The organism is Xanthomonas sp. CFBP 8445, assembly GCF_025666235.1.
Lineage (GTDB): Bacteria > Pseudomonadota > Gammaproteobacteria > Xanthomonadales > Xanthomonadaceae > Xanthomonas_A > Xanthomonas_A indica.
In genome coordinates this window covers 1,396,405-1,412,667 of the sequence record NZ_CP102594.1, presented here as the reverse complement: position 1 = coordinate 1,412,667, position 16,263 = coordinate 1,396,405, and the positions used below count along the sequence as shown (strand labels likewise).

At 68.0% G+C, this 16,263-nt stretch carries 8 protein-coding genes; 6 read left to right on the top strand and 2 right to left on the bottom strand.

The window, feature by feature from the left end; genetic code table 11:
* Positions 1-69: 69 nt before the first annotated feature.
* Positions 70-1,929, bottom strand: coding sequence for an ABC-F family ATP-binding cassette domain-containing protein (locus NUG21_RS05995; RefSeq protein ID WP_263392551.1), 1,860 nt, complete (start codon positions 1,927-1,929; stop codon positions 70-72).
* Positions 1,930-2,183: 254 nt separating this feature from the next.
* On the opposite strand from NUG21_RS05995, the gene NUG21_RS05990 reads away from it, so the two are divergent.
* The 4 genes from NUG21_RS05990 to NUG21_RS05975 all read left to right on the top strand — a co-directional run bounded on the left by NUG21_RS05990 (position 2,184) and on the right by NUG21_RS05975 (position 11,610).
* A complete protein-coding gene (locus NUG21_RS05990; protein ID WP_263392550.1) occupies positions 2,184-4,574 on the top strand; it encodes a TonB-dependent receptor plug domain-containing protein in 2,391 nt (796 codons plus the stop codon).
* Between the two features lie 200 nt (positions 4,575-4,774).
* Complete coding sequence (locus NUG21_RS05985; protein WP_263392549.1) at positions 4,775-7,156, top strand: TonB-dependent receptor plug domain-containing protein; 2,382 nt, start codon at positions 4,775-4,777, stop codon at positions 7,154-7,156.
* An 861-nt stretch (positions 7,157-8,017) separates the two neighbouring features.
* Positions 8,018-10,402, top strand: coding sequence for a TonB-dependent receptor plug domain-containing protein (locus NUG21_RS05980; protein WP_263392548.1), 2,385 nt, complete (start codon positions 8,018-8,020; stop codon positions 10,400-10,402).
* 776 nt (positions 10,403-11,178) lie between these two features.
* Positions 11,179-11,610, top strand: coding sequence for a hypothetical protein (locus NUG21_RS05975; RefSeq protein WP_317852485.1), 432 nt, complete (start codon positions 11,179-11,181; stop codon positions 11,608-11,610).
* Here the strand turns inward: NUG21_RS05975 and NUG21_RS05970 are convergent.
* Positions 11,600-13,111, bottom strand: a complete 1,512-nt coding sequence (locus NUG21_RS05970) for an MASE1 domain-containing protein (RefSeq protein WP_263393038.1) — start codon at positions 13,109-13,111, stop codon at positions 11,600-11,602. The two genes, NUG21_RS05975 and NUG21_RS05970, sit on opposite strands and share 11 nt — an antisense overlap.
* A 513-nt stretch (positions 13,112-13,624) precedes the next feature.
* Here NUG21_RS05970 and ybaL point away from each other — a divergent pair.
* Positions 13,625-15,304, top strand: coding sequence for a YbaL family putative K(+) efflux transporter (ybaL, locus tag NUG21_RS05965; protein ID WP_263392546.1), 1,680 nt, complete (start codon positions 13,625-13,627; stop codon positions 15,302-15,304).
* Between the two features lie 210 nt (positions 15,305-15,514).
* Positions 15,515-16,246 (top strand): HpcH/HpaI aldolase family protein, encoded by a 732-nt coding sequence (locus NUG21_RS05960; protein ID WP_263392545.1) that lies wholly within the window; start codon positions 15,515-15,517, stop codon positions 16,244-16,246.
* The last annotated feature ends 17 nt before the right edge of the window (positions 16,247-16,263 follow it).

Genomic DNA, 16,263 nt, shown 5'->3' with positions numbered 1-16,263 from the left:
CGACGCGGGCCGGGAGTACGGGACGGACAGCCGGACGTGGGGCACGCCTGGCCGCCGCAGCGCAACGCCTCAGGCGCCGTCGATCAATTCCATCCACGCCTGCTCGGCCTGGGCCAGGTCGCGCGCGGTGGCCTCGCGATCGCGGCCCAGCACCGCCATCTTCTCCGCATCGGCGTAGTGCTTGGGATCGGCGAGCTGGCGGTCGAGTTCGGCCAGGGTCGCTTCCAGTTCGCCCACGCGCTTCTCGGCGGCGGCCAGCTTGTGCGGGTTCGGCGGCTTCTTCGCCGGCAGCGGCTTGACCGGCGGCGGCGGGGTCGGCGCGGCCTCGGCCAGCTTCTGCTTGGTGCCCTGCGCGGCCGGCCGCGTGCGCAGCCACGCGGCGTAGGCGTCGAGGTCGCCGTCGAACGGCTCCACCACGCCGTCGGCCACGCGCCAGAACGTGTCGCAGACCAGGCCGATCAGGTGGCGGTCGTGCGAGACCATCACGATCGCCCCCTCGAAATCGCTCAAGGCCTCGGCCAGCGCCTCGCGCATCTCCAGGTCGAGGTGGTTGGTCGGTTCGTCGAGCAGCAGCACGTTGGGCTGCTGCCAGGCGATCAGCGCCAGCGCCAGGCGCGCGCGCTCGCCGCCGGAGAAGCCATCGACCGGCTCGAACGCGCGGTCGCCGGGGAAATTCCACTTGCCGAGGAAATCGCGGAACGCCTGGTTGCTGGCCTCCTTGTCGATCTCGCGCATGTGGTCCATCGGCGACTGCCCTTCGTGCAGCGACTCCACCGTGTGCTGGGCGAAGTAGCCGATGCGCAGGTCCGGATGCGCCATGCGCTCGCCGGCGATCGGCGGCAGTTCGCCGACCAGGGTCTTGACCAGGGTGGTCTTGCCGGCGCCGTTGGGGCCGAGCAGCCCGATGCGCTGGCCGGCCTCCAGGCCGAAGCCGACGTTGTGCAGGATCACCGCGTCCGCGCCGTAGCCGGCCTCGGCGTGGTTGAGGCGGATCAGCGAGAACGGCAGCTTGGCCGGCGGCGCCAGCTCGATGCGGAACTCGCGCTCGGCGCGCACCGCCTCGGTGCCGGCCAGCTTCTCCAGGCGCTTCATCCGGCTCTGCGCCTGTGCCGCCTTGGAGGCCTTGGCCTTGAAGCGGTCGATGAAGCTCTGCAGGTGGGCGCGCTCGGCCTGTTCCTTCTCGTGCGCGATCTGCTGCTGGCGCAACTGCTCGGCGCGCTGGCGCTCGAAATCGGTGTAGCCGCCGGTGTACAGCTTGGCGCCGCCGTTGTGCAGATGCAGGGTGTGGGTGGCGACGTTGTCGAGGAACTCGCGGTCGTGCGAGATCAGCAGCAGCGTGCCCGGATACTTCAGCAGCCACTGCTCCAGCCAGTACACCGCGTCCAGGTCGAGGTGGTTGGTCGGTTCGTCGAGCAGCAGCAGGTCGCTGGGCATCATCAGCGCGCGCGCCAGGTTCAGGCGCACGCGCCAGCCGCCGGAGAACGAGGACACCGCGCGCTGGTGGGTCTCGGCCGGGAAGCCGAGGCCGTGCAGCAGCTTGCCGGCGCGCGCCTCGGCATCGTAGGCGCCCATCTCGGCCATTTTGGTGTGCGCCGCTGCGACCGCCTCCCAGTCCTCGCGCGCGGTCGCCTCGGCCTCTTCGGCCAGCACCGCGGCCACCGCGGTGTCGCCGCCGAGCACGAAGCTCAACGCCGGGTCCGGCAGCGACGGGGTCTCCTGGGCGACGCTGGCGATGCGCACCTTGCCGGGCAGGTCGACGTCGCCCTTGTCGGCCTCGAGTTCGCCCTTCACCGCCGCGAACAGGCTGGACTTGCCGGCCCCGTTGCGGCCGACCACGCCCACCCGGTAACCGGCATGCAGGGTGAGGTCGACATTGGACAGCAACAGCCGCTCGCCGCGGCGCAAGGCGAAATTACGTAGGGAAATCAAGGCAGGGCACTCGGCTAGCGAGGCGGAAGTGTAGCCGCTTCGCCCGCGGCGGCCCACCCGCGAGGCCACCCGGCGCGGTCCGGGGCCGCCTCCGGGGCGCCGCAAAAATCCGACCCAGGTCCTTTTTTGTATACGCGCCGGCGTGAAAAACGGATTTCAATCCGATGGCACGCGCTGCACTGCAGCATTCACCCGCCCCCACCGGAAATCGCCAGACCCACGCCAATCCCCCCAGCCACTGGAGTCTCCGCCCGATGACGCAACGCCGCCTCCCCCTCGTCAGTGCCGTCCTGCTCGCGCTCGCCTCCGCCAACAGCCTCGCCCAGTCCCAGCAGGCACCGACCACGCTGGACAACATCATCGTCACCGGCACCCGCATCGCCGACCGCACGGTGGCCGAATCGCAATCGCCGATCGACATCATCGCGCCCGAGGCGCTGCAGGCCACCGGTGCCAGCGACCTCGCCAGCGCGCTCGGCAAGCTGTTGCCGTCGCTGAACTTCCCGCGCCCGGCGATCAACGACGGCAACGACGCGCTGCGCCCGGCGACCCTGCGCGGCCTGTCGCCGGACGCGGTGCTGGTGCTGCTGGACGGCAAGCGCTACCACACCACCTCGCTGGTCAACTACAACCCCTCGGTCGGCCGCGGCTCGGCGCCGGCCGACCTCAACTCGATCCCGATGTCGGCGATCGCGCGCATCGAGGTGCTGCGCGACGGCGCTTCGGCGCAATACGGTTCCGACGCCATCGCCGGTGTCATCAACATCGTGCTCAAGCACGGCGCCAAGGCCGGCAGCAACAGCGTGACGGCCAACGGCGGCATCATGGACAAGGGCGACGGCGCGCAGAACGGCATCGACGGCTCCTACGGCCTGGCCTTCGGCGGCGCGCCGGACGGCGAGGCGCCGGGCTGGGTGCGGGTGTCGTGGAACTACCAGAACGCGATGAACACCAATCGCGCCGAGAACACCGACAAGGCCACCACCCTGGCCGGCGCCGCCAACCCCAGCGGCGTTCCCTACGAGCGCTACGGCGACCCGGCGGTCAAGACCTATCAGGGGCTGGTCAATTTCGGCTACGCGCTGACCCCGCACGTCGACCTGTACGGTTACGCCAACTTCAGCCGCCGCGAGGTGCTGTCCAACGGCTACTACCGCGCCTGGGACAACAGCGACCGCAACGTGCAGGCGGTCTATCCCAACGGCTACCTGCCGCAGATCTACAACCCGTCCAACGACCGCGCCGCCGTGCTCGGCGTCAAGGGCAGCACCGACAACGGCTGGACCTGGGACGTCTCCGCCGACTACGGCAAGAACGACGTCACCTTCGATCTGCGCAACACCATCAACACCAACCTGTACTGGAGCACCGGCGCCTCGCCGACCCGCTTCAACGCCGGCGGCTTCCGCAACGAGCAGAACGCGCTCAACGCCGACTTCAGCAAGTCCCTGGACTGGGGCCTGGCCTACCCGGTGAACCTGGCCTTCGGCACCGAGTACCGGCAGGACAAGTACGCCGTGGTGGCCGGCTCGCCCACCTCGATCTACTTCGACCCGAACGCCATCAACCCCGAGACCGGCGCGCCCTACCCCGGCGGCTCGCAGGTGTTTCCCGGCCTGTCGCCTTCGGTGGCCGGGCGGTTCCAGCGCCACAGCAAGGCGGTGTACGCCGACCTGGAAGCGGACCTGAGCGAGCGCCTGTCCGGCGGCGTGGCCGCACGCTACGAGGACTACAGCGACGCCGGCACCACCCGCTCGGGCAAGCTGTCGGCGCGCTACCAGCTCAACGACGCCTTCGCCGTCCGCGGCACGCTCTCCAACGGCTTCCGCGCGCCCTCGCTGGCGCAACAGAACTACGCCTCGGTGGTGACCCTGCCGGTGGACGGCGTGCTCAGCCAGATCGGCACCTACCGCACCTCCGACCCGGTGGCCATCGCCCTCGGCGCCAAGCCGCTGTCCCCGGAGAAATCCACCAACTACAGCGTCGGCGTGGTCTGGCAGCCCGGCGGCGGCTTCAACGCCACCCTGGACCTGTACCAGATCCGCATCTGGGACCAGATCCTGTATTCGGACCAGATCTCGCTGGCCGAACCGATCGGCCAGGTCAGCGCCGCGCAGTTCTTCGTCAACGGCGCCACCACCCGCACCCGCGGCGTGGACTGGGTGAACAACTACCTGCTCGACCTCGACCGCGCCGGCACCCTCAACCTCAGTTTCAGCGCCAACTACAACAAGATCGAGATCCTGGAGATCTCCGATCCGAACTTCGGCCGCGCCAGCCAGGGCCTGCTGACCGACGCCACCCCGCGCACCAAGTACGTGCTCAGCGGCGACTGGACCCTGGCCGGCTGGACCCTGCACGGCGACGCCACCCGCTACGGCGCCATCACCCGCCGCGGCGACGAGGCCGACGGCAGCCAGGACCAGGCCTTCGCCGCGCGCTGGCTGCTCAACCTGTCCACCAGCTACGCCTGGCACGACCTCACCTTCACCGTGGGCGCCGACAACGTCACCAACCAGTACCCGACCCGGACCGCCCTCAACAACATCTACGACGACCGCCCCAACGGCCTGCAGTACTCGCCGCTATCGCCGTTCGGCTTCAACGGGCGCTACTGGTATGGGCGGGTGAGCTACCGCTTCTGAGACAGCCAGGGAACGCGGCATGGCCGCAGGGCGCGGCCATGCTCCGGCGCGGGCGACTTAGAACGTAAAGGAATAAGAACATGCGCTTGCATCCTGCGACGCAGCACGCATGTTAAAAAATAATAAGACGCCCCTGGGACGCGGCCCGCCATGCCAGCCGCCGCGCCCCGCCTGCCGTTTCGGCACCTGCTGGAGTTTTCATGAACCGTCCGTTGTCGCTGCTGGCGAGCGCCGTGCTCGCCGCCCTCGCCGCTCCCTCCGCCTTCGCCCAAACCGCTGACGCGCCCAGCACGCTGGACACGGTGATCGTCACCGGCACCCGCGTCAGCGACCGCACCGTCGCCGAGTCGCAATCGCCGATCGACATCATCACCCCCGAGGCGCTGCAGGCCACCGGCACCTCGGAACTGGCGACCGCGCTGTCGCGCGCGCTGCCCTCGCTGAACTTCCCGCGCCCGGCGCTGACCGACGGTACCAGCGGCATCCGCCCGGCGCAGTTGCGCGGGCTCTCGCCCGACCAGGTGCTGGTGCTGGTCAACGGCAAGCGCCGCCACACCTCGGCGATGATCAACGTCAACGGCACCATCGGCCGCGGCGCCTCGGCGGTGGATCTCAACGCGATCCCGATCGCCGCGATCGAGCGGGTGGAAGTGCTGCGCGACGGCGCCTCGGCGCAGTACGGCTCCGACGCCATCGCCGGCGTGGTCAACATCGTGCTCAAGGGCGCCGGCGAAGGCGGCAGCCTGGCGGTGGAGCACGGCCAGTATTCGGCAGGCGACGGCGCCAAGTCGCAACTCTCCGGCGATGCCGGGGTCGGCTTCGGCGACGGCCGCGGCAGCCTGCACGTGGCCGGGCAGATCAGCCAGCAGGACGCCACCAACCGCGCCGGCCCGTACCAGGGCACCGCGCCGAACACCGGCAACTATCCCGGCATCGGCCAGACCACCTTCGTCTACGGTGATCCCAAGGTCGACGCCACCGCGGTCTCGGCCAACGGCGAGTTCCGCTTCAGCGACCACCTCACCGGCTATGCCACCGCGATCGCCAGCAACCGCGACATCACCTCGTTCGCGTTCTACCGCTCGCGCAACCACAACGGCCAGACCGCGCTGCTGGCCCAGGTGTATCCCGACGGCTACGTGCCGCAGATCGAGCAGTACTCCAAGGACCGCTCGCTGGTCGCCGGGCTGAAGGGCAGCACCGCCGGCGGCTTCGCCTGGGACATCAGCTACAACTACGGCTACAACAAGGTCGATTTCCACACCGCCAACAGCATCAACTACAGCCTCGGCGCGGAGAGCCCGCGGCGCTTCTACGACGGCGCGCTGGAGTACACCCAGAACGCGGTCAACGCCGACTTCACCCAGCCGCTGGAGTGGGGCCTGGCCTATCCGGTGACGCTGTCCTTCGGCGCCGAATACCGCCAGGAGAAGTGGAACCAATCGCCGGGCGAGCCGGCCTCGTACACCGGCACCACCGGCGGTGCGCAGGGCTTTGCCGGTTTCGCGCCGCTCAACGCGGTGCATTCGGACCGCCACAACTACGCGGTGTACGCGGGCCTGGAGGCCGACCTCACCGACAAGTTCTCCGCCGGCCTCACCGGCCGCTACGAGGACTACTCGGACTTCGGCAGCAAGACCTCCGGCAAGCTGTCGGCGCGCTATGCGTTCACCGACAAGGTGGCGCTGCGCGGCACCGTCGCCAGCGGCTTCCGCGCGCCGTCGCTGGCGCAGCAGCAGTACCAGGCCGTGACCAGCAGCTACATCAACGGCAGCTTCTTCGAATCCGGCACCTTCCCGGTGAACAGCGCCGTGGCCCAGGCGCTGGGCGCCGCGCCGCTGAAGGCCGAGACCTCGCTGTCCTACAGCCTGGGCCTGGTGCTGCAGCCGGTCGAGCGCCTGTACCTGACCGTGGACGCGTACCAGATCGAGATCGACGACCGCATCCTGCTGTCGTCCAACCTCAACGATGCGGCGGTGCTGGCGCAATTGCGCCAGCTCGGCTACAGCAATGTCACCAGCGTGCGCTACTTCAGCAACGCCGCCGACACCCGCACCCGCGGCGTCGACGTGGTCGGCACCTACAGCATCCCGTTCGCGGCCAGCACGCTGGACCTCACCGCCAGCTACGGCTACAGCAAGACCGACATCACCCATGCGGTGACCCAGCCGCAGGCGCTGGCCGCGATCGGCTCGACCCAGACCACGCTGGGCCGCGACGAGATCGGCCGCCTGGAGGACAGCTATCCGAAGGACAAGCTGATCCTCAGCGGCACCTGGAAGCTGCCGAAGTGGGACCTGAGCCTGGCCGCCACCCGCTACGGCGAATTCACCGTGCGCAATTCGGCCACCGCCGCGCGCGACCAGACCTACAGCGCGGACTGGGTGGTCGACGCCTCGGCCAGCTTCAAGCCCAGCACCAACTGGACGCTGACGCTGGGCGCGGACAACGTGTTCGACCAGTACCCGGACAAGACCGCCAACCTGATCAACTCGACCTACGGCATGCTCCCGTACAGCAACTACTCGCCGTACGGCTTCAACGGCGCCTACGTGTACGGGCGGATCAATTACCGCTGGTGATCGCGGCCCGGGCGTGGATGGCGCCTACGTTATGCGGCATGACGACGGCCCGGGTTTCCGGGCCGTTGTTTTTGCGGGCGGGGATTGGGGATTTGGGATTCGGGATTCGGGATTCGGGATCGGCAATTTATCGGTTGCGACGTGTTCGCCTGCCTAGTTTTGTGGGAGCGGCTTCAGCCGCGACGCGATCGCGCAGGGGTCGCGGCTGAAGCCGCTCCTACGAAACACGAACGACGTTGCCGCACGGCATCTCCCCTGGCTCAACCCAGCGACAACCGCTGGAGGCGATCGGCGATGGTGACTTCGCCACCACCCTCGCCTGCGTGCCTCTCCATCCCGTCATCAAGGCACGAGACGAACGCACCGCGCGCGCCGGCCTGGCCTCCGCAGCGTACGCGGTGACACCCGTAGGAGCGGCTTCAGCCGCGACACTTCATCGATAGCGCGTCGAAGCGGACGATGTTGCTGAAACGACCAGCCGCGCGCTGGCGACCACCTATGGCGACGCCGCCACGGTCAATCCACCGGATGACGCCCGCGGTCACGTGGCCCGCAACTCACGGCCGCGCAGCCCGCAGCGTCACGCAGGATGCGCACACGATCCCGCGCAGGCACGGCGCAGGCACCGCGCCGTCGCGCGTGCCCGGCCATTTTGTCTACAACCCCGGCAAATCCGCGGATCTGCGCTGCCGCAATGCCTGCAGCGGTGGTTGCAATTGCAACCGCAGCGTCGCGTTTAACGGAATATTGACTCCGCTGACATCAACCGGTAATCCCTAGCGGGCGTCGCCGCATCCGCCAGGGGACAAGGGGAGCGCGCATGCAGCGACGCACTCCCCCACTACTGGAGCCGCCTCCCCCATGACGCGCACGCTCACTCCGCTCGCCCACGCCGTCGCCCTGTGCCTGGCCACGTCCGCCGTTTCCGTCCACGCGCAGACCACCGGCAACGCGCAAACGCTGGATACCGTCATCGTCACCGGCACCCGCGTGGCCGACCGCACCGTGGCCGAATCGGCGTCGCCGATCGACATCATCGCACCGGAAACGCTGCAGTCCACCGGCACCACCGAACTGGCCACCGCGCTGTCGCGCGCGGTGCCCTCGCTGAACTTCCCGCGCCCGGCGATCACCGACGGCTCCGACGCGGTGCGCCCGGCGCAATTGCGTGGGCTCTCGCCGGACCAGGTGCTGGTGCTGGTCAACGGCAAGCGCTACCACACCACCGCCCTGGTCAACCTCAACGGCGCGCAGGGCCGCGGCTCGTCGCCGGCCGATCTCAACACCATTCCCATCGCCGCGGTCGAACGCATCGAAGTGCTGCGCGACGGCGCCTCGGCGCAATACGGCTCCGACGCCATCGCCGGCGTCATCAACATCGTGCTCAAGGGCAGCGGCAGCGGCGGCAGCCTGGCCGCGCGCTACGGCAAGTACAGCGCCGGCGACGGCGAGCAGTACCAGCTCTCCGGCGATGCCGGACTCACCTTCGCCGAGACCGGCAGCGTGCACTTCGCCGCGCAGGCCGGCCACCAGGACCAGACCGACCGCGCCACGCCGTACCAGGGCCAGGTACAGCAACGCTACGGCGACCCCGACGTCGACCAGGGCGCGTTCTCCTACAACGGCCAGTACAGCCCGGCCGACTACATCACCTTCTATTCCTACGCGATGCTCAGCCGCCGCGAGGTGCTGTCCAACGGCTACTTCCGCTGGTCCGGCGACAACCGCAATCGCCCGGAAATCTACCCGGACGGTTTCCTGCCGCAGATCTACAACGTCAGCAAGGACGTGTCCTGGGTCGGTGGGGTCAAGTCCAGCACCGCCGGCGGCCTGGCCATCGACCTGAGCTACAACTACGGCCGCAACGACCTGAGTTTCGACGTGCGCCACAGCCTCAACAACAGCCTGGGCCTGGCCAGCCCCACCGAGTTCTATGCCGGCGCGCTGCAGGTCACCCAGAACGTGCTCAACGCCGACTTCAGCAAATCGCTGGAGGTCGGCCTGGCCTACCCGGTCACCCTGGCCTTCGGCGCCGAATGGCGCGGCGAGAAATTCAACGAATCGCCGGGCGCGCCGGCGTCCTACGTCAACGGCGGCATCCCCTCGGCCAACGGCACCGTGCTGCCGGGCGCGCAGGTGTTTGCCGGCTTCAAGCCCAGCGACTCCGGCCACTACGACCGAAACAGCTATTCGGCCTACCTCGACCTGGAAGGCGACATCACCGACAAGTTCTCCGCCGGCCTGGCCGGGCGCTACGAGAACTACAGCGACTTCGGCGACACTGCCACCGGCAAGCTGTCGCTGCGCTATGCCTTCAGCCCCAAGGTCGCGCTGCGCGCCACCGTCTCCACCGGCTTCCGTGCGCCCTCGCTGCAGCAGCAGTATTTCCAGTCGGTCGCCACCAACTTCATCAACGTCGCGCAGCCCGACGGCAGCATCGCCGCCACGCCGTTCGAGATCGGCACCTTCCGCACCGACAACCCGGCGGCGATCGCGCTCGGCGCCGAACCGCTGAAGGCCGAGAAGTCCAAGAACTACGGCCTGGGCCTGGTGCTGCAGCCGGTGGACGCGCTGTACATCACCCTCGACGCCTACCGCATCGACATCGACGACCGCATCGTGCTCTCGGAGAACCTCACCTCCACGGCCGTGCGCAACTACCTGCAGGGCAACGGCTACGCCGGCATCGGCGGCGGCCGCTACTTCACCAACGCCATCGACACCAAGACCGAGGGCGTGGATGCGATCGGCACCTACAAGCTGGCGCTGCCCGCCAGCAGCCTCGATCTGACCGCCGGCTACAACTACAACAAGACCGACATAGAGAAGATTGCCGGCAACCCGGCGGTGCTGGAAGCGATCGACCCGACCGCGGTGCGCATCGGCCGTGCCGAGATCGGCCGCATCACCCGCGGCTCGCCGCGCGACAAGTTTTTCCTGAGCAGCGTGTGGTCGCCCGGCGCCTGGGCCTTCACCGCCACCGCCACGCGCTGGGGCGAGTTCACCGACTTCGGCACCACACCTGCCGCCGATCAGACCTATGCGGCCAAGTGGACGCTGGATCTGTCGGCCGCCTACACCCTGGGTCGCTGGCGCGTGACTGTCGGCGGCGACAACGTGCTCAACGAATACCCCGACCGCTTGCGCGCCGGTGCCGGCACCCGCACCTACCTGCCGTACAGCACTTCCTCGCCGTTCGGCTTCAATGGCGCCTTCGCCTACGCCAACGTCAACTACAGCTGGTAAAGCGCAGGCGGCGGTGTCCCGGCACCGCCGCCGTCTTCGTCGTCGGCAATGCCGCGACCGCACGCGCGCGACGGCGGTGTGCGATGACATGCGGCAACACAACCGTGCAACAGGATGGACTGCGTGCCAATGCAGTGGCGATACGGATTCGGCATGACACATGCGCGCCGACCTGAAAGATGCTGTTCGGCGCGCAGCGCTACGACATCGCCACTCCTATCGCGTTTACAGCGCCACCCACCTGATCGCGGCGGCCACGCAAATGCGTCAAGCATTCGTCGCGCAACGCAAATGCATCGGTTAATACGTGCAGCCATCTGGTCGCATCCAGTGTCGATGTCCGACACAGGACCGGCGCGCCACGCTCGAGAAATTCCAGGCGGCGACGCGATCGTCTTACCTGCAATGCGGTGCGCGGACGATAGACAGCGGCACTCGATCCAGCGCGCCGCCAGCGAAGACCCGCACGTGTAGAGCGCGCTCGGCCATCACGCCGCGCACGCATGGCCGCTTATGGCATGGAAACTGCAGTGAGCACAGCGCCCGACACCCCGGCGACGCCGGATCGGTCACGCGATGCTGCGATGACCTGGGGCCATACCTGAGCAAGCCGATGCGGCGCACTTTTCGGGAATCATTTCCCGAAATATAAAAGTGATGCACATCACAAGTATGAATCGTTTGATTATTTGTCAACAGTGGCCTGTTGCGATTCGCGTAATGTGGAATCGCCTGAACGGCAGGCAAAAAAACCCCATCAGGGGAAGGACCGTGTCATGTGGAAAACCTCAAAAATAGCGGTGCTATCAGGCATCGTGGCGTGCTCGGCGCTCGCGTCGAGTGCCTATGCGCAAAGCTGTTGCCCGAGCGGCGGCAATGGCAGCCCGATCGCCATTCGCGGTCTGGGTGAAAGCGCGCCGGCGGCGACTAATCTGTCCAGCAACCCGTCGGCACGCATCTACCAGTTCGAGCGTAACGGCGTGACCTATCTGCAGATCAACGACACCACCGGCCAGGTGCGTGGCGCGATCGGCCGCGTCGGCGACACCGCATGGGTGACGCCGATGGGCAAGGACGTGGATCGGGTGAGCACCGTCGACACCTTCGACAGCAGCCGCGGCACCGTGGTCTACGACGCGCGTTACTTCACCGTGCAGCTGGCCAGCGGCGCCAACGGCGACGTCTGGACCGTGACCATCAAGAAGTAACGGTCCTTTCCAGCGGCTCGGAGATCAGAAAACTGATCTTCTGCTCATGGCGGCGCCGGCAGGTGCCGTCATGAGCCTTCAACCGGCTGGCCAACTCCCAGTCCATCTCGTCGGCATTGTGAGGCTTGCGCCCAGCACCCGGCATCGCCGCATCGGCTTCCACCGTCACCACCACGCCGCGCTTGCCACGGGCCGACCAGACCCGCGCCGCGATCGTGTGCCGGCCCGCATCGGGCAGGATTTGCATGGCATTGAGTACGCAGCGATACGCCGCCAGTTGCAGCCCGATCGACAGCCGCCGCGAATCTCCGTGCAGGCGCGCCTCGACCTCGGTGTCGCAGGCATTGGCGAAGGCGATGGAATTCAGCGCGCCATACAGGCCATGGGTTTCGATATCCAGCGGATACAGTGCGGCAACATAGTCGTCCAGCAGCTGCGCCTGGATCACCCCGGTGCGGTTCATTTCCATCGCCGCCGCGTAGTGGCCGTGCTGCTTCAGCGTGGTGGCGATGTCGCGGCGCAGCTTGTTGATGTGCACGTGGATATCGGTGTACTCGATCACCCGGTTGCGCAGGGTGCGCTCGGCCGACATGTAGCTGGCCTGTGCCACCTGCAGCGCCTCCTGTTCGGCGAAGCCCAGGCGTCGGGCCTGATCCATCACCCCGGCGATACGGGTACCGAGCACGAACAGCGTGGTGGCGGCGAACGACACCAGCATCTGCACGTAGAAAGTTTCCAGGTCAAACGCACCGGCGTGATGCGACTTGGCCAGCGCCATCGCCACCGCGATGTCGGCCATGACGATGCCGACGGCGGCCCCGCGCCACTCGTGGCCCAGGGTCAGCCAGAAACCCGGCACGATCATCATCACCAGCAGGAACTGCCGCGCGACACCGTCCGGTACGTTCATCGCGGCCGCGAACAGGGCTGCCACCATCAGCGCAGCGCGCAGGCTGTCGTGCATCAGGCCTCGCGATATCAGCGCCGTGCCCTCGCGGCGTACCCACAGCAAGGCCGGCAATACGAACACCAGGATGCCGAGGTAATTACCGACCCAGAACTTCAGCGCGTTCTCGACGTTGATGTCGGTCACCGGCCCATCCAGCAGCCAGTTCAGCGCCTTATTGATCAGCACACCCCACAGCGCCATGCCCAGCACCACCGGCAGCAGCCGCTGCTGCCAGACCATCACGTCGGGCACGCGACGGCGGAACCACAGCGGCACCAACGCCGACAACGGCATCAGCAGCAGCGGACTCAGATACGCCCAGGCAGCACTCTGACCCTCGTCGATCATCGGCACACGCAACGCCATCAGCGCCGCGGCATCGCCGAGCAACAGATAAGGCCACAGCCGCAGCGGCATGAACAACAACACGGCTGCGCGCAGGCCGGCCGGCAGGAACCATTGGTCCAACGACAGCCGCCACGACAGCAGATAGCCGGCGCAGTAAACGGTGCTGAGCAGTAGTCCCTTCGCGAATGAATTCAGTCTAGCCATGCCACCCTGTCCTGGCAGGACACCAATGGGCGCAAACATACACCAGGGAATGGGCCGAAACAGTAGACAGTTAACGTCCATCATTGGATGTAATGCCTTTCCTGACAGGGAGTTGCGTGCAGCACCCGATCCTTGCGACCTCCATCCCAGTCGCGCTGTCGGGGAGTGGCCGTCAGGGCCATGATGAAGGGCCGACGCCGGCGCCGGCTGCGCAACGATCGCCGCCGGGCCGCCCTCTTTGACCGTACCTGAGAGAATGGATCGGTCGCGTGCGGACGGGTCCAGTTCCTCCCAGCCGGCCCCACCTGCTCCGATCAGGCCACGGCGTGCCGAGCCTGGCTGGGCACGCCGCTGGCCGGGCTCGCCCTGTCGCAACTGCGTTCCGCGGGCAGGGACGCAGACGCGCGCGCCGGATGCCTGCAGCCACTGTGGTCACTCCATGCCTGCTACACCGATTTGCCGACAAAAGCCCCGATCGGCGACACTCCAGGCTTCCTTGTTCTGCGATCCTGAATGCATCACGACACCAGTCTCATCGACATCATCGCGGTCGGGCTCGCGCTCGCCTTCATCCTCGGCACGCTCGCCCACCGCCTCAAACTCTCGCCGCTGGTCGGCTACCTGATGGCGGGCATCTGCGTGGGTCCGTTCACGCCCGGCTTCGTCGCCGACCAGGCCCTGGCCACCCAGTTGTCGGAACTGGGGGTGATGTTGCTGATGTTCGGGGTGGGGCTGCACTTCTCGCTCGAAGACCTGATGGAAGTGAAGTGGATCGCGATCCCCGGCGCGCTGGCGCAGATCGCGGCCGCCACCCTGCTCGGCTGGGGGCTGGCCTGGAGCATGGGCTGGCCGACCCTGCACGGCCTGGTGTTCGGCCTGGCGCTGTCGGTGGCCAGTACCGTGGTGCTGCTGCGCGCGATGGAGGAACGGCGCCTGCTGGAGACCCTGCGCGGGCGCATCGCGGTCGGTTGGCTGATCGTGGAAGACCTGGTGATGGTGCTGGCACTGGTGCTGCTGCCGGCGCTGGCCGACGCGCTCGGCGGCAAGGGCGCCGATACCGGCTCGATCCTCGGCGCGCTCGGCGTGACCTTGCTGAAGATGGCCGCGTTCGTGGCGGTGATGCTGGTGGTCGGCCGCCGCGCCATCCCGTGGGCGCTGGAAAAGGTGGCCGCGACCGGTTCGCGCGAATTGTTCACCCTGTCGGTGCTGGCGATCGCGCTGGGCGTGGCGTTCGGCTCGGCCACCCTGTTCGGCGTGTCGTTCGCGCTGGGCGCGTTCTTCGCCGGCATGCTGCTGAAGGAATCGGAGCTCAGCCACAAGGCCGCCAACGATTCGCTGCCGCTGCGCGACGCCTTCGCGGTGCTGTTCTTCGTCTCGGTGGGCATGCTGTTCGACCCGCACATCCTGCTCGAGCATCCCTGGCAGGTGCTGGCCACCTTCCTGACCATCACCGTCGGCAAGTCGCTGGCCGCGTTCGTGATCGTGCGGGCCTTCGGCCATCCCACCGGCATCGCCCTGACCATCTCCACCAGCCTGGCGCAGATCGGCGAGTTCTCCTTCATCCTGGCCGGCCTGGGCGTGAGCCTGGCGATCCTGCCCGAAACCGGCCGCGACCTGATCCTGGCCGGCGCGCTGCTGTCGATCATCGCCAACCCGCTGCTGTTCACCTGGCTGGACCGCTGGCAGGCGCGGCAGGCGGTGGAGGCGCCGGTGACGGTGGAACCGGAACTGCCCCCGGGGCCATCGCTGGACCTGGTCGACCATGCCATCGTGATCGGCTACGGCCGGGTCGGCAGCGCGCTGGCGGCCGTACTGCGCGAGCGCGGCGTGCCGGTGCTGGTGATCGACGACAACCGCGACCACGTCGAACGCGCGCATGCCGACGGCATCCCCGGCATCCGCGGCAGCGCCGCCGCCGACCGCGTGCTGGCCGAGGCGCATCCGGAAAAGGCCAAGATCGCGATCCTGGCGATCCCGCAGCCGCTGGAGGCCGGCGAGGCCCTGGCCAAGCTGCGTGCGCTGAATCCGGCGCTGACCCTGCTGGCGCGGGCGCACAGCGATGCCGAGGTCAAGCATCTGCTCGACCATGGCGCCGACGGCACGGTGATGGCCGAGCGCGAGCTGGCGTATTCGCTGGCGGAAATGGTGATGGCGACGCCGCCGTACCGGGGGATGCGCGCCGCCGCACGTTGAGGCCTTGACCGCAGGGATTGGGGATTGGGGATTGGAGATTGGGGATTCGCAAAAGCGGCTCCTCTTCGGAGAGTGGGTCGCAGCGAAAAGCGCGGTAGCGCACAGAAAGCGTCTACGGAGGCCGTGGAGACCTGCAGCGAATCTTCTTGATAAGCATTCTCGTTTGCGGCAGGATTGCGCTCCCTTCCCCAGTTCCGCTCGCCCTCCCCCATGGCCTGCAAGATCGGGTTGCTCAACTCCGTGCCCAGTGCCCTGCTGTGCGAGATGTTCGGGCATGTCGGCTACGACTTTGCGGTCCTCGATCTGGAACACGTGCTTCGCTCGCCGGCGGAGTTGGAACATGCCATCCGCGCCTGCGAGCTGGGCGGCTGCGAAGCCTGGGTGCGGGTGCCCGAGGTCGATGCCAAGCTGATCGGCCGGGTGCTCGACGCCGGCGCCCGCGGCGTGGTGGTGGCCGGGCTGGACAACGCCGAACAGGCCGAGCGCGCGGTCGCCGCCGCGCACTTCCCGCCGCACGGCCGCCGCGGCATCACCGGCGGCCGCGTCACCGGCTTCGGCAGCGTGGCCCTGGCCGACTACATCGCCCACAGCCGCGAGCGTCTGCGCGTGATCCCGATGATCGAAAGCGCCGCCGGCGTGCGCGCGCTGCCGCAGATCCTGCAGGTGCCCGGCGTGTCGCTGGTCATGGAAGGCGCGCTGGACCTGGCGCTGGACCTGGGTGTCGGCCCGCAGCCCACCCACCCGCAGGTCTGGGATCACCTGCTGGCGATCGATGCGGCCTGCCGCGCCGCCGGCGTTCCGTTCTGCCCCAATCCCCGCGACGCCGCGCAACGCGCGCACTGGCTGGCACAGCCGGACCTGCAGTGGCTGTTCGCCGGCGAAGACCGCGCGCTGCTGCAGGCCGCATTGCGCCAGCGCGCGGCCGACCTGCGCCGTCGCTGACCGTTTTCGTGCCTTTG